This window comes from Streptomyces sp. NBC_01497 (assembly GCF_036250695.1).
Lineage (GTDB): Bacteria > Actinomycetota > Actinomycetes > Streptomycetales > Streptomycetaceae > Streptomyces.
In genome coordinates, this window is record NZ_CP109427.1 from 6,546,410 (window position 1) to 6,560,210 (window position 13,801).

At 73.2% G+C, this 13,801-nt stretch carries 13 protein-coding genes; 6 read left to right on the forward strand and 7 right to left on the reverse strand.

Annotated elements, in window-relative coordinates; all coding sequences use genetic code 11:
- Positions 1–242: 242 nt before the first annotated feature.
- From OG310_RS27655 to hmgA, 3 genes are all read right to left on the reverse strand, one after another.
- Positions 243–1,424 (reverse strand): type ISP restriction/modification enzyme, encoded by a 1,182-nt coding sequence (locus OG310_RS27655; protein WP_329460419.1) that lies wholly within the window; start codon positions 1,422–1,424, stop codon positions 243–245.
- Positions 1,425–1,683: 259 nt separating this feature from the next.
- A complete protein-coding gene (locus tag OG310_RS27660) occupies positions 1,684–2,652 on the reverse strand; it encodes a GntR family transcriptional regulator (RefSeq protein ID WP_443078743.1) in 969 nt (322 codons plus the stop codon).
- Positions 2,649–4,064, reverse strand: a complete 1,416-nt coding sequence (gene hmgA / locus OG310_RS27665) for a homogentisate 1,2-dioxygenase (RefSeq protein ID WP_329458567.1) — start codon at positions 4,062–4,064, stop codon at positions 2,649–2,651. The genes OG310_RS27660 and hmgA overlap by 4 nt, the downstream gene beginning before the upstream one ends.
- A 253-nt stretch (positions 4,065–4,317) precedes the next feature.
- Between hmgA and OG310_RS27670 the strand changes: the two genes are divergently transcribed.
- From OG310_RS27670 to OG310_RS27680, 3 genes are all read left to right on the forward strand, one after another.
- On the forward strand, positions 4,318–5,730 hold the full coding sequence (locus OG310_RS27670; RefSeq protein WP_329458568.1) for an aldehyde dehydrogenase family protein: 1,413 nt from the start codon (positions 4,318–4,320) through the stop codon (positions 5,728–5,730).
- A 124-nt stretch (positions 5,731–5,854) separates the two neighbouring features.
- Complete coding sequence (locus OG310_RS27675) at positions 5,855–6,934, forward strand: zinc-binding dehydrogenase (protein ID WP_329458569.1); 1,080 nt, start codon at positions 5,855–5,857, stop codon at positions 6,932–6,934.
- 167 nt (positions 6,935–7,101) lie between these two features.
- Entirely contained in the window at positions 7,102–7,266 is a 165-nt protein-coding gene (locus OG310_RS27680) for a hypothetical protein (protein ID WP_329458570.1), read from the forward strand.
- 114 nt (positions 7,267–7,380) lie between these two features.
- On the opposite strand, the gene OG310_RS27685 is transcribed toward OG310_RS27680, so the two are convergent.
- On the reverse strand, positions 7,381–8,040 hold the full coding sequence (locus OG310_RS27685) for a TetR/AcrR family transcriptional regulator (protein ID WP_329458571.1): 660 nt from the start codon (positions 8,038–8,040) through the stop codon (positions 7,381–7,383).
- A gap of 121 nt (positions 8,041–8,161) precedes the next feature.
- Here OG310_RS27685 and OG310_RS27690 point away from each other — a divergent pair, with 121 nt between their 5' ends.
- Entirely contained in the window at positions 8,162–9,313 is a 1,152-nt protein-coding gene (locus OG310_RS27690) for an acyl-CoA dehydrogenase family protein (protein ID WP_329458572.1), read from the forward strand.
- A 127-nt stretch (positions 9,314–9,440) separates the two neighbouring features.
- On the opposite strand, the gene OG310_RS27695 is transcribed toward OG310_RS27690, so the two are convergent.
- On the reverse strand, positions 9,441–10,067 hold the full coding sequence (locus OG310_RS27695; RefSeq protein ID WP_329458573.1) for an acetate uptake transporter: 627 nt from the start codon (positions 10,065–10,067) through the stop codon (positions 9,441–9,443).
- Positions 10,068–10,391: 324 nt separating this feature from the next.
- Here OG310_RS27695 and OG310_RS27700 point away from each other — a divergent pair, with 324 nt between their 5' ends.
- Positions 10,392–11,027, forward strand: coding sequence for a TetR/AcrR family transcriptional regulator (locus OG310_RS27700; protein ID WP_329458574.1), 636 nt, complete (start codon positions 10,392–10,394; stop codon positions 11,025–11,027).
- 55 nt (positions 11,028–11,082) lie between these two features.
- Here OG310_RS27700 and hypB read toward each other — a convergent pair whose 3' ends face one another.
- Positions 11,083–11,910 (reverse strand): hydrogenase nickel incorporation protein HypB, encoded by an 828-nt coding sequence (gene hypB, locus OG310_RS27705; RefSeq protein ID WP_329458575.1) that lies wholly within the window; start codon positions 11,908–11,910, stop codon positions 11,083–11,085.
- A 50-nt stretch (positions 11,911–11,960) separates the two neighbouring features.
- Positions 11,961–12,290, reverse strand: a complete 330-nt coding sequence (locus OG310_RS27710) for a hydrogenase maturation nickel metallochaperone HypA/HybF (RefSeq protein WP_329458576.1) — start codon at positions 12,288–12,290, stop codon at positions 11,961–11,963.
- A gap of 361 nt (positions 12,291–12,651) precedes the next feature.
- On the opposite strand from OG310_RS27710, the gene OG310_RS27715 reads away from it, so the two are divergent.
- Positions 12,652–13,707: a hydrogenase expression protein HypE gene (locus tag OG310_RS27715; RefSeq protein ID WP_329458577.1), complete on the forward strand. Its 1,056-nt coding sequence runs from the start codon at positions 12,652–12,654 to the stop codon at positions 13,705–13,707.
- Positions 13,708–13,801: the final 94 nt, after the last annotated feature.

Below are 13,801 nucleotides of genomic sequence, written 5' to 3' on the forward strand. Positions count from 1 at the left end.
GTTCTGTACCCGTACCTGTGCACGTGCCGGTGGTTCCCGGCCCGACCCGGACGTGCACGCGGGCCCGGCGCCCGTTCACGGGCCGCCCCGTGTCCCTGCGTCCCGCACCCGTCCCGTGCCGTGCCACCGGCCGTCGCGGCCCGGACCGGTGTGACCCCGCGCTGTCGCCGTGCCCGCGAAGAGCCGCACGACCGGCCCCTTCGTCTCACCGCCGCCGCGTCGACCCGCGAGCCCGCCGCCGCTCAGATCAGCGCGAACTGCCCCTCCGGGCCCTCCTCGTGGTGGTCGAACACCGATGCGGGCCGCCGCGCCGCCGTCGGCACCGGAAGGACGCCCGCCGCCCGCAGCGCCGCCCGGTCGAGGGTCGCGCCCGCAGCCGCCGCCGCGGCGCACGCGCCGCGCACCTCCTCCTGCCGGGGCGCCAGCCGGGCCAGCAGTGCGAGGACCGCGATCAGCTCCAGCAGCTCCGAGGTCCAGGCCTGCGGCCATACCGCCGGGGCCACGGCGTCCAGCGACCCGGCCTCCGCCCGCGCCGCGCGCCGCTCGAACCACAGCTCCAGGACGCGGACCCCGGCCACCCGGTAGGCCCACGCCTCCTCGGGCACGGGCGAGATCCGGCCGGAGCCGCCCAGGTGCAGCGTCTCGTCCTCGGGTGTGTACGCGAGGCCCTCCGGCCGCGCGGGCGGCGCCGCGCGGACATAGGGCCGCCGCCCGCCCGGCAGCCTCGGCCGCTCGCCCCCGCGCGCGCCGCGCAGCTGGATCCGCGCCAGTTCGGCGCCCAGGGCCACGCCCTCGGCCCACAGTGCCGGGTCGGCGGGCAGCGGGACGGCGCAGCCGCCCGCTGCCTGGAGCGCCGCCGCGGTGCTCCAGGCCAGCACGTCGCCCGCGCCGACATCGTGGCCGTACCGCGTCGAGAGCAGCGCGGTGAGGCCCGGGGCGAGGTTCGGTTCCACGCCGCCGGGCCTGCGGTACAGCGGCCGGATGCGGCCCGGCCGGCCCGCGGGGGAGCGGCCGTCCGGCAGCGGCGCCGACAGCAGCAGCGCCGGGCCCGCCGGCCCGGCGACGTACCCCTGTTCCACCGCGAAGACCTGCCGCTCGTCAGCGACGCGCCACAACTCGGGGCGGGCCGCGTCGATCAGCCGGTGGTCGGGGATCAGCCACTGCTCGTCGAACGGGCCGTGGGTGATGCGCAGCGGCTCCGGGCAGGGTCCCGACTCGCGGGCGAAACGCCCGGTACGCCGCGCGCCGCCGGGCAGCGCGGCCACCGCCGTGGCTTGCGTACGGGCGCGGCTCGGTGCGAAGAGGGCGTCCCGCTCGGCGCCCTCGGCCCGTACGAGCCGGTCCCAGCGCGCCGCGAGCGAGGTCGCGTCGGGGGCCAGTACCCAGGTCCTGCCGAACCGCAACGGCGCCACCGACCACGGCATCAGGTCGGCGAGCAGCGGAGTCCCGGCGGGTGCGGCGCTCTTCTCGGCCACCCGTACCCCCTCCTCCTCGGTAGCTTCCCGGGCGCGTGAGTCGCTGTCCCCCGAAAAGCGTAACGACCCGTGCCGCGCGGCGTTCCGGGACGCCGTCGGGCCGCCGGCGGGCGGGCCCGGCGCCGGACCTCGGGGCCCGGGCCGTCCGCAGCCGTGGCCCGTGCCGGGGGGCTTCCCGCGACGCCTCGCCCGCGCCGGGCCCGGGGGATCACGCCTGCACGGTCACCGAGAAGGCGAACCGGTCGCCGCGGTAGCGGATCCGGGCCACGTCGACCACCCGGCCCCGCTCGTCGTACGTCACGCCGGTGTAATGCAGGATCGGGCTCAGCAGCGGAACGTCCAGCAGCTCCGCCGTCACCGGGTCCGCCAGCGTGGCCCGGACCGTGTCGGTGATCCGGGAGATCGTGACGCCCGCCGCGTCACGCAGCACCTTGGTCATCGGGGCCTCGGCCAGGGCGGCCACGTCGATGTGCGCCGCGGCCTCGGGGCGGACCGCGTTCTGGGCCCAGCTCACCGGCTCGCCGCTCTCGCGGTCCCTGCGCAGGCGGGTGTAGGAGACGATCTCGGCCAGATCAGGAAAGAATTCGGCCAACTCTCCGGTGACTTTGGCGGGTCCGTGGCCGAGGACCGTCGTCATGTCGCCCGACTGCTGCGCCACCACGGCGTCCACCGAGCCGAGCAGGCGGCGCGGGGCGCTGCGCCGTGAGCCGGGTTCGATGAACGTGCCGTGCCGCCGGTGCCTGCTGATGAGGCCCTCGCCGACGAGTTCCTTCAGGGCTTGGCGCATGGTCAGGACCCCGACGCCGTAGTGCTCGGCGAGGCGCTCCTCGGTGGGCAGCCGCAGCGGGTCGCCCGGGTGGCGGCCGAGTATCGAGGCGCGCAGGGACTGGGAGACCTGGTACCACAGGGGCAGCTTGCGGTTGAGTACCAGCGAGTCGGGCGCGAAGGCGGCCGACTCGCTCCGGTCCCGGCCGCCGTTGGCCGTGCCGTCCGCGGCCGGGCCGCCGGCGACCACCTCGCCCCCGAACGGACCGCCGGTCCCCGCGCCGTCCTGGTCCCGGCCATCGGTCTCCGCGTCGCCGCGCTCCGCGTCACCGGGCTCCGCTCCGTCCCGCTCCGGGAGGCTGTCCCGCCCCGTGCCGCCGCGGTCGACGCCCCCGCGCCGGGTGCCGCTCATGCCGGGAAGTGGCGTTCGAGGCCCCGCCACACCCGGTCGTAGTCCCCCTGGAGCTGCGGCGCGGCCGCGGCCTGGGCCGTCGCGGTGATCGGCCACCGTGTCTCGAACATGAACGCGAGGCCGTCGTCGATCTTCTGCGGCCGCAACTCGGCCGTACTGGCCCGCTCGTAGGTCTCACGGTCCGGGCCGTGCGCCGACATCATGTTGTGCAGCGAGCCACCGCCCGGCACGAACCCGCCCTCCCCGGCCCGTTTCGCGTCGTACGCGCCCTCCACCAGGCCCATGTACTCGCTCATCACGTTGCGGTGGAAGTACGGCGGCCGGAACGTGTCCTCGCCCACCAGCCAGCGCGGCGCGAACACCACGAAGTCCACGCCCGCGAGTCCCGGTGTGTCCGAGGGCGAGGTGAGCACGGTGAAGATCGACGGGTCCGGGTGGTCGTAGGAGAGGGACCCCATGACGTTGAAGCGCCGCAGGTCGTAGACGTAGGGCAGGTGGTTGCCGTGCCAGGCGACCACATCGAGCGGTGAGTGGTCGCAGTCCGCGGCCCAGAGGTTCCCGCAGAACTTGTGCACCACGCGCACCGCTCGCTCCTCGGACTCGTACGCCGCGACGGGCGCCTTGAAGTCCCGGGCGTTGGCCAGCCCGTTGGCGCCGATGGGGCCGAGTTCCGGCAGTTCGAAGGGTTGGCCGTAGTTCTCGCAGACGTACCCGCGCACCGTCGCGTCCAGCGGCTCGACCCGAAAGCGCACACCGCGCGGGATCAGCGCCACCTCGCCGGGGCTCGCCGCGAGAAGCCCGAACTCGGTGCGCAGCAGCAGCCCGCCCTGCTCGGGGACGATCAGCAGTTCGCCGTCGGCGTCGCCGAACACCCGGTCGTTCATCGGTGAGTTGGCGGCGTAGAGGTGAATCGCCATGCCGACACGCCGACTCGCGTCGCCGTTGCCGCCGAGCGTCCACAGCCCGGCGAGGAAGTCGGTGCCGGGCGCCGGGTCTGGCAGCGGGTCCCAGCGCAGCCGGTTGGGGTCGGGCTCGGTCGCGGTGAACGGGGCCCCGGTCAGCGTCCCGTTGTCGATCCGGGTGTACGCGGGGTGCGCGGCGGACGGCCGGATCCGGTAGAGCCAGGACCGGCGGTTGCGGGCGCGCGGTTCGGTGAAGGCGCTGCCGCTCAACTGCTCGGCGTACAGGCCGAACGGCGCCCGCTGCGGGGAGTTGCGGCCGACGGGCAGGGCGCCAGGGACGGCCTCGGAACTGTGCTCGCCGCCGAAACCGGTGAGGTGGTCGAGGCCGGCGGCTGCCTTCCTGGCCCGCTCGACGGCGTAGCCGTTCGCAGGCCCGGTGCCGGCGCCGGACCTGCCCGTCTGCCCGGCGCCGGTCCTGCCGCCGCGGTCCTCGTCGTCGCTGCCGCTCATCGCCACTCCCTCGTGAGGATCGTTCGGTCCTTCAATCCTATGGTTCACCAGAGGATTCCACCCGTCAACGCCCGCCGACGTGGCCCGGGGCGCCGAAGGCGTGCGCGAACCGGGCCCCGGGGTTCACCCGAACGCGTCGCACTCCCGGTGCACTTGGGTCTTGGCCCGGAAAACTACCGCCGCTAGTTTGTGTCCCGGATGCCGCGCCCCGCGCCCGCGTCCGGCCACGCCGTCCGTCCTGGGGAGGATGTCGATGAAGGCACACGACGGTATGTACATCGGAGGGCGGTGGCGGCCCGCCGGGACGTCCGACACGATCGCCGTGATCAATCCGGCGGACGAACGGGTCATCGCCGAGGTCCCGGCCGGCGGGGCGGCGGACGTCGACGCCGCCGTACGGGCGGCGCGCGCCGCACTGCCCGGCTGGGCGGCCACCCCGCCCGGTGCGCGCGGAGCCTTCCTCGGCGCCCTGCACGACGCCATGGTGGACCGCGAGGAGGAGTTCGCGCGGACCCTGGTCGCCGAACTCGGCGCGCCCGCGCGGTTCGCGGCGAGGGTACAGACGAGGGCGCCGATCGCGGCGCTCGCCACCTACGCGGAGCTCGCCGCGACCCATCCGTTCGAGGAGCGGGTCGCCAATTCGACGGTGCTGCTCGAACCCGTCGGTGTGGTCGCCGCGATCACCCCGTGGAACTACCCGGTGTCCATGATCGTCAGCAAGGTGGCACCCGCCCTCGCGGCCGGCTGTACGATCGTCCTCAAACCCGCCGAGGACACACCGCTGACCGCTCTGCTGTTCGCGGAGTGTGTGGACGCGGCGGGGCTGCCGGCCGGTGTGGTCAACGTGGTCACCGGGTACGGGCACGTCGCGGGGCAGGCACTCGCGGAGCACGAGGGCGTCGACCACATCTCGTTCACCGGTTCCACCGCCGTCGGCCGGAAGATCGGCGCTCTCGCCGGCGGTGCGATCAAGAGTGTGTCGCTGGAACTCGGCGGCAAGTCCGCCAACGTGATCCTCCCGAGCGCGGACCTGCCGAGGGCCGTCGCCGCGGGCGTCGGCCATGTGATGGCCAACTCCGGCCAGACCTGCTACGCGTGGACCCGGATGCTGGTGCACAGCGACCGCTACGAGGAAGCCGTCGAGCTGGCCCGCCGGGACCTGTCCGGGTACGCGGTCGGCGACCCGGCCGCAGCCGGCACCCGGGTCGGCCCGGTCGTCAGCGCCAAGCAGCGCGAGCGCGTGCGGGGTTACATAGCCAAGGGCGTCGAGGAGGGCGCGCGGCTGGTCGCGGGCGGCACCGAGGCGCCGCACGCCACCGGCTACTTCGTGGCGCCGACCCTGTTCGCCGACGTCACCAGCGACATGACCATCGCGCAGGAGGAGATCTTCGGGCCCGTGCTGTCCGTCCTCAGGTACGAGGACGAGGAGGACGCCGTACGGATCGCCAACGACACGGTCTACGGCCTGCACGGCGGTGTGTGGGCGGACACCGAGGAGGAGGCCGTCGCCTTCGCCCGCCGGATGGACACCGGACGCGTCGACATCAACGGCGGCGACTTCAACACGCTCGCGCCCTTCGGCGGCTACAAGCAGTCCGGGGTGGGCCGCGAGATGGGCACGTACGGCCTGCACGAGTACCTTCAGACGAAGTCCCTGCAGCTCTGAGCACCCGGCCGCCGCCGATACCGGCCCCGGCCCCCTCCGGGACCCCGCCCGTCCCCGACCCCCGACCCCCGACCCCCGACCCCCGGCCCCGAACCGCCGTCCCACTGACGAGGAGGCATCACCCATGACCCGTGCCGCCGTTCTGCCCGCCGTAGGAGCACCGCTGCGGATCGACGAGATCGACCTGCCGGAGCCGGGCCCCGGGCAGGTGCGCGTCCGCCTCGCCGCCGCCGGGGTGTGCCACTCCGACCTGTCGCTGTCGAACGGCACCATGCGCGTGCCCGTGCCCGCCGTCCTCGGACACGAGGGCGCGGGCACGGTCGTCTCTGCAGGTGAGGGCGTCCAGGGGATAACGGCGGGTGACGAGGTCGTCCTGAACTGGGCGCCCTCCTGCGGCGCCTGCCCCGCCTGCGCGGCGGGGGAGGTGTGGCTGTGCGCGAACGCGCTCGCGGGCGCGTCCGCCGTGCACGCGCGGGCGTCGGACGGCACCGATCTGCATCCGGGGCTGAACGTGGCGGCGTTCGCGGAGGAGACCGTCGTCGCCGCGAACTGCGTCCTGCCCCTGCCCAAGGGCGTTGTGCTCACCGACGCGGCGCTCCTCGGCTGCGCGGTGCTCACCGGCTACGGCGCGGTCCACCACGCCGCGCGGGTGCGCGCGGGCGAGAGCGTCGCCGTGTTCGGTGTGGGCGGGGTCGGCCTCGCGGTGCTCCAGGCGGCGCGGATCGCGGGCGCGGCTCAGATCGTCGCGGTGGACGTCTCACCCGCCAAGGAGGACCTGGCGCGGGCGGCGGGGGCCACCTCGTACGTCGTCGCCTCCGCCACCACCGCCAAGGACATCAGGAAGCTCACGGGGGGCCGCGGCGTGGACGCGGCCGTCGAGTGCGTGGGGCGCGGCGACACCATCCGTACGGCCTGGGACTCCACCCGGCGCGGTGGCCGCACGACGGTCGTCGGCATCGGCGGCAAGGACCAGCAGGTGACGTTCAACTCCCTGGAGATCTTCACCTGGGGCCGGACGCTCGCGGGCTGCGTGTACGGCAACAGCGACCCGGCGAAGGACCTGCCGGTGATCGGCGACCACATCACGTCGGGCCGGTTCGACCTGGGCCTGATGGTCACGGACCGCATCACGCTCGACGACATCCCGGCGGCCTTCGAGGCGATGCTGGCGGGCCGCGGCGGGCGGGCGCTGGTGGTGTTCTAGACGGTTCTGGACGACCTGGATGCTGTGCGCCGGCTGCCGTGCACGCGGTGCCGAGCGGCCGGTTCCGGGCTTCGCGGGACGTGCGGGCCTCGCGGGGCGTGCGGGGCGTCCCGCCTGGGACCTGTCCGCCGTGGTGATCCCGCGGCGGGAAAAGGGCGGACGCCAGCGTGGCCGGGCGCGCGCTGTCCGATGCCTTCGCCTCGAAGGGGAAGGCGTCGCACGCGAACGCGGGCAGGCACACGAGGCTGCCCCGGTCCGACGCCGACGCCGAGGCCGACAGCGCGGTCCGTTCCGCGCCCGGCCTCTGCGGGGCGATCACCGCGGTGGCCTGACGCACCGGTCGCGGCGTCCGGTGCGTCAGGCCCGGACCCAGCGGGGAGCCGGGCGTCCGGCGTGCGGGTGTAACGGGCGCCCGACGCTCGGGGCGATGCCGAGGCGGCCGGGGCTCAGAGCGGGTCGGGGGGACGTCCGGCGCGCCGGGCGTACTCCTGGGCGAGGCCGTCGATCAGCGCCCGCAGGCCGGTCTGGAAGGCGCCCTCGTCCACCTGCCGCTGGTGCTCCGCGAGCAGGTGGGCCTGGCCCAGGTGCGGGTAGTCGGCCGGGTCGTACGCGTCCCGGTCCTCCACGAAGCCCCGGGCGAACGACGACAGCGCGGAGCCGGTGACGAAGTAGCGCATCAACGCGCCGATCCTGGTCGCCTGTGCGGGCGGCCAGCCCGCCCTGACCATCGCGCCGAAGACCGCGTCCGCCATCCGCAGCCCGGCCGGCCGGCGGCCGGGGCCGTGCGCGAGGACGGGCACCAGGTGGGGATGGTCAGCGAGCGCGGCCCGGTAGGAGAAGGCCCAGTCGCGCAGTGCCGTGCGCCAGTCGCGGCTGTCGTGCTCCTCGAACATCGACAGGTCGACCTGCGCGCTCACCGTGTCGGCCACGGCCTCCAGGATCTCGTCCTTGGTGCGGAAGTGGTTGTAGAGCGAGGGACCGCTCACTCCGAGTTCCGCCGCGAGGCGCCGGGTGGAGACCGCTTCGAGGCCCTCGGCGTCCAGCAGCGCGCTCGCCGTGGCGACGATGCGTTCTCTGCTGAGCAGGGGCTTGCGCGGTCGGGCCATGGCCCACATAGTAGGGCCTGCGCATATTAAACTAGCAGTGCTAATTTAACTTTCCGGCATCGCGGGCGACCCCGTCGGCGGTGCCGCTCACCGTCCCCGTCCGTCGAAGGAGCCCGCGACCATGAACCTGGAGCTGAGCGAGGAGCAGTCCGACATACGTGCCCTCGCGCGCGACTTCGTGGCGCGCGAGATCACACCGCACGTCGTCGAGTGGGACCGTGCGGAGAGTGTCGACCGGGCGATCGTCCCCCGGCTCGGCGCGCTCGGGCTGCTCGGGATGACGGTGCCCGAGGAGTACGGCGGCTCCGGCGGGGATCATCTGACGTACTGCCTGGTCACCGAGGAGCTGGGGCGCGGCGACTCGTCCGTGCGCGGCATCGTCTCCGTCTCCCTGGGCCTGGTCGGCAAGACGGTCCTGGCGTGGGGCGACGAGGAGCAGAAGCGCGCCTGGCTGCCCCGGATCACCTCGGGTGAGGCCATCGGCTGCTTCGGTCTCACCGAGCCCGGCACGGGCTCGGACGCGGGCAACCTCGCGACGCGCGCGGTGCGCGACGGCGACGACTGGGTCATCGACGGCTCGAAGATGTTCATCACCAACGGCACCTGGGCCGATGTGGTCCTGCTGTTCGCCCGCACCAACGACACACCGGGCCACCGCGGCATCTCCGCCTTCCTCGTGCCCACCGGGACGCCGGGCCTGAGCCGCCGCACGCTGCACGGCAAGCTCGGTCTGCGCGGCCAGGCCACCGCGGAGCTGGCCCTCGACGGGGTGCGGGTGCCGTCGGCCGCGATGCTGGGTCCTGAGGGCAAGGGGTTCTCCATCGCCATGTCCGCGCTGGCGAAGGGCCGGATGGCGGTGGCCGCCGGCAGTGTGGGCATCGCCCAGGCCGCGCTCGACGCGGCCCTCGGATACGCGGGCGAGCGCGAGCAGTTCGGCTCCACCATCGCCCACTACCAACTGGTGCAGGAGCTCATCAGCGACATGGCGGTGGATGTCGACGCGGCCCGGCTGCTGACCTGGCGGGTGGCCGATCTCATCGACCGGGGCGAGGAGTTCGCCACCGCCGCGTCGAAGGCGAAACTGTTCGCGTCGGAGGCCGCGGTACGTGCCGCGAACAACGCGATCCAGGTGTTCGGCGGCTACGGGTACATCGACGAGTACCCGGTCGGCAAACTCCTGCGCGACGCCCGGGTGATGACCCTCTACGAAGGCACCAGCCAGATCCAGAAGCTCATCATCGGCCGTGCGCTGACCGGGGTTTCGGCCTTCTGAGCGCGGTGCGGCCCGGCCGGGGTACGACAGTGCCCCGCCACGGGGGCGGGGCACTGGTCGACGCGGTCGTGCCGCCTTGGTCCGGGGCCGGGCGGAGCGTGATGTCCCGTCGGCCCCGGAACGGATGTCAGGCGAGCGGCCACACCGGCAGAACGGTCTTCGCCCAGGTGCTGTTGGCCACTGTCGCGCAGGACGCGTACCAGGCGACGGCCGCGGTCACGTACCCCGCCCAGCCGCCGACCTTGTCGATGCCCGTCGACTGCGCGAACGCGCCGATGGTCAGCAGGATGAAGGTGAGCGCCAGCAGCGCGATCACGGCCAGCACCGCCCCGCTGGTACGCATCGCCGGGATGATCATGTAGGTCGTGAAGATCGCCCAGGCCAGCAGGAACAGGCCGGTCGCCTGGTAGGCGTGGGCCGGCGGCAGCTTCGGCGCGACGTGGGAGATGTAGTAGGCGAACGCGAGCCAGAAGGCGCCGTACGAGCTGAACGCGGTGGCCGCGAAGGTGTTGGCCCTGCGGAACTCCCACATACCCGCGAGGAGTTGGGCGAGGCCGCCGTAGAACAGGGCGAGCGGGAGCACCACGGTCTCCAGCGTGTCGCTGAGCAGGCCGGTGTTGAAGGTGCTCAGGACGAAGGTGGTCATCGCGAAGGCGGCCAGCCCGAGGGCGCCCGGATCGGCGATGCTCGCGGTGGGTGAGGGAGTTGCGGCCGGCTGGGGGGTTGCCGCGCTGTTCGGTTCTGCTGATGCCACGGGTGGATCCTCTCCGCGAGATGCGCCTGACAATTCCCGGCGCGCTTCCGGCGGCGGCGGAGCCCCCGCCTGGGTGTGCCGGCCTCGGAGATGGTGTGGTGATGTCGGAACGGTCCGTGGTCGGCGCTGCGCTCCGGGTCAAGGATCATCATCTTGGCCTCGTGTCATGAAGCGGTCAAGGAGCCGGGCGTCAATCGTTGCAGCTTCGAATCCCGCATTCGATTGCCGGGCGCCCCGGGTCCTTCCTAAGCGCTTGCTCACCCTCGGGGTATGGTGTGCGTCCTGCCCCAGGGCAGTTCGGTGTCCGGACGGAAGGGGCGAACCATGCGTACGGCCGAATCGGTCGACGGCGACGGTGGGAGCGGCGGCGCCGCGTGGGCCGAGGTCTCGCCCGAGGCCGCCAGGAGGCTGCTGGTCGCGGCCGTCGAGGCGTTCGCCGAGCGCGGCTACCACGCCACCACCACACGGGACATCGCGGGCCGGGCCGGCATGAGCCCCGCCGCCCTCTACATCCACTACAAGACCAAGGAAGAACTGCTGCACCGGATCAGCAGGATCGGGCACGACCGTGCCCTGGAGATCCTGCGCAGGGCCGAGTCCGGCGGCGGCACCTCGGCCGAGCGGCTGGCCGAGGTCGTACGGGCGTTTGTGCGCTGGCACGCGGAGCAGCACACCACCGCCCGGGTGGTGCAGTACGAACTCGACGCGCTGGGCCCGGAACACCGCCCCGAGATCGTCGCCCTGCGGCGGCAGAGCGACGCCGTGGTGCGCAGGATCCTGGAGGACGGCGTGCGGGACGGCGAGTTCGACGTGCCGGACGTCGGCGGCACCACCCTCGCGGTGCTCTCGCTCTGCATCGACGTGGCACGGTGGTTCAGCGACGCGGGCAGCAGGACGCCCGAGGAGGTCGGGGACCTCTACGCCGGCCTCGTCCTGCGGATGGTGCGCGCGAGGCCCTGACCTCAGCCGGCGCCGGCACCCCGGCGCCCGGCGCGGGCCTCCCTCGTGCGGTGTCTCAACGCGCGGCGGCCACCGGCGCCTGCGCGTCGGGCCCGTACTGCCGCGCGACCCACGCGTACCAGTCGTCCATCCCCTCGCCCGTCGTCGCCGACACGGTCAGGACGCGCAGCCCGGGACTGACCGAACGGGCGTAGCGCACACACTGGTCGACGTCGAAGTCGACGTGGGGCAGCAGGTCGATCTTGTTGATGAGGACCAGGTCCGCGGCGGCGAACATGTATGGGTACTTCAGCGGCTTGTCGCTGCCCTCGGTCACCGAGATGATCACGACCTTGCTCTGCTCGCCCAGGTCGAACAGGGCGGGGCACACCAGATTCCCCACGTTCTCCACGAGGACCAGCGAACCGGGCGAGGGACGCAGCGCGGTGAGCGCGCCGCGCACCATCCCCGCGTCCAGGTGGCAGCCGGCGCCGGTGTTCACCTGGACCACGGCGCAGCCCGCCCGCTTGATGCGGTCGGCATCGAGCATCGTCTCCTGGTCGCCCTCGACGACCGCGACCTCACGGCGTCCCGACAGGTCGCGCACGGTGCGCTCCAGCAGCGTGGTCTTGCCCGAGCCGGGGGAGCTCATCAGGTTGACGGCGACGACGCCCCGCTCGGCCAGCCAGGCCCGGTTCTCCTCCGCCAGCAGCTCGTTCTTGGCGAGGACCCGCTGCTCCAGCGTGACGGTGGCGTCGCCGTCCCCGGCACGGCCGTGCTCATGAGTGTCGTGGCTGTCATGGCCGTGGCCGTGGGCGCCGCCGTGGGCGTGGTCCCGGCCATCGGCCGGTGGGTGCGGGTGGTGCGGCGTCGCGCCCTCCTCGCCCGGTACGCCGATCCGCACGCCCCCATGGGCGCTCGTCCCACCGCAACCGCAGGTTCCGCACATCCGGTTCAGCCCACTTTCATCGAAACGATCTGGAGCTCCCGCCCCGACACGACCCGCACGTCGGCGCTGCCGCACGGGCACAGCAGGACGAGCCCGTCGAGGGGGATGTCGGTGTCGCACGCCCGGCAGTGCCCCGAGCCGCCGGGCTGTTCGATCTGGAGCCGCGCGCCCTCGGCGACCGTGCCCGCGGTGACCAGGTCGAAGCAGAATCGCATGGAGTCGGGCACCACCGCGGTGAGCGCGCCGACGCGGACGGTCACCGTGTGGACCGGGCGGCCCGCCGCCTTCTCGCAGACCGCGTCCACGACACTCTGTGTGATCGCCAGTTCGTGCATCGCCGTTCCGCCGTCCCTTCGTGTCCATCACGTCCGAGGTGCCCGTGCGGCAGGTCCGAGGCCGGGTGAGGCGGCCGCGCGAAGCACCGATCGGGGTATCGCACCCGAATCACCCGGACGGCCCAACCGGGGATCGGCGGGCCGTAGGGCGCAATAACCACTGATGGGGGCGGTTTCGGTCGGCTTCGGGCGCGGATGTGCCCCACCTGCGTCCAGGGAGTTCCCGGGTCGGCCTGCGTTGCCGCGCGGCCACCGGGGCCTGTGGATGGTAGCAATGTGACCGGCGCCACACGCGTGGCGCGCCACCCCGAACTCGGTGACGCTCCGGATACAGCCTGAGCCCCCGGAAGGCGGCAACGCTATGCCGACAGAAGCCGCGGTCAAAGCGGAAGAAACGCTGATCCACGTCCTGTGGATCAATGCCGGTCTCAGCTGCGACGGCGACTCCGTGGCGCTGACGGCGGCCACGCAGCCGAGCATCGAGGAGATCGCCCTCGGTGCCCTGCCGGGGCTGCCCCAGGTGGCGGTGCACTGGCCGCTCATCGACTTCGAGTGCGGCCCGCGAGACGGCGCCGACGACTTCCTCGAATGGTTCTTCAAGGCGGACCGCGGGGAACTCGACCCGTTCGTCCTGGTCGTCGAGGGGTCGATCCCCAACGAGCGGCTGCACGACGAGGGCTACTGGTCGGGGTTCGGCAACAAGCCCGGCACCGACCAGCCGATGACCACCAGCGAGTGGATCGACCGGCTCGCCCCGAAGGCCACCGCGATCGTCGCCGTCGGCACCTGTGCCACGTACGGCGGGATCCACGCCATGGCGGGCAACCCGACCGGCGCGATGGGCCTGCCCGACTACCTGGGCTGGGACTGGAAGTCCAAGGCGGACATCCCGATCGTGTGCGTGCCGGGCTGCCCGATCCAGCCGGACAACCTCTCCGAGACGCTCACCTACCTGCTCTACATGGCCACCGGCCAGGCTCCGATGATCCCGCTCGACGACGCGCTGCGCCCGACCTGGCTGTTCGGGCAGACCGTCCACGAGGGCTGCGACCGGGCCGGCTACTACGAGCAGGCCGACTTCGCCACCGAGTACGGCTCCCCGAAGTGCATCGTCAAGCTCGGCTGCTGGGGCCCCACCGTCAAGTGCAACGTGCCCAAGCGCGGCTGGATGAACGGCATCGGCGGCTGCCCCAACGTCGGCGGGATCTGCATCGGCTGCACGATGCCCGGCTTCCCCGACAAGTTCATGCCGTTCATGGACGAGCCCCCCGGCGGGAAGCTCTCCACCAACGCCTCCAAGGCGTACGGCGTGACGATGCGCCGCCTGCGCGGGCTCACCACCCACACGCTCGACCACGAGCCGAAGTGGCGCAGGCCCGGCACCGAACTCAGGAGCGGCGCGACCCGCACCTGGTGACATCCGGGCATCCGCGCCTCCGGTGGGCGCGGATGCCCGTGCCCGTACCCCGCGTGGCCCGTACTCCCGCGGCCCGTACCCGGTGACCCCTACA

What these genes read in the sequence shown, in the direction of transcription:
- OG310_RS27655 (WP_329460419.1), bottom strand. Translation starts at nt 1,424, where the DNA reads ATGCCGTGGTCGGTGGCGCCGTTGCGGTTCGGCAGGACCTGGGTACTG.
- OG310_RS27660 (WP_443078743.1), bottom strand. Translation starts at nt 2,652, where the DNA reads ATGAGCGGCACCCGGCGCGGGGGCGTCGACCGCGGCGGCACGGGGCGG.
- hmgA (WP_329458567.1), bottom strand. Translation starts at nt 4,064, where the DNA reads ATGAGCGGCAGCGACGACGAGGACCGCGGCGGCAGGACCGGCGCCGGG.
- OG310_RS27670 (WP_329458568.1), top strand. Translation starts at nt 4,318, where the DNA reads ATGAAGGCACACGACGGTATGTACATCGGAGGGCGGTGGCGGCCCGCC.
- OG310_RS27675 (WP_329458569.1), top strand. Translation starts at nt 5,855, where the DNA reads ATGACCCGTGCCGCCGTTCTGCCCGCCGTAGGAGCACCGCTGCGGATC.
- OG310_RS27685 (WP_329458571.1), bottom strand. Translation starts at nt 8,040, where the DNA reads ATGGCCCGACCGCGCAAGCCCCTGCTCAGCAGAGAACGCATCGTCGCC.
- OG310_RS27690 (WP_329458572.1), top strand. Translation starts at nt 8,162, where the DNA reads ATGAACCTGGAGCTGAGCGAGGAGCAGTCCGACATACGTGCCCTCGCG.
- OG310_RS27700 (WP_329458574.1), top strand. Translation starts at nt 10,392, where the DNA reads ATGCGTACGGCCGAATCGGTCGACGGCGACGGTGGGAGCGGCGGCGCC.
- OG310_RS27710 (WP_329458576.1), bottom strand. Translation starts at nt 12,290, where the DNA reads ATGCACGAACTGGCGATCACACAGAGTGTCGTGGACGCGGTCTGCGAG.
- OG310_RS27715 (WP_329458577.1), top strand. Translation starts at nt 12,652, where the DNA reads ATGCCGACAGAAGCCGCGGTCAAAGCGGAAGAAACGCTGATCCACGTC.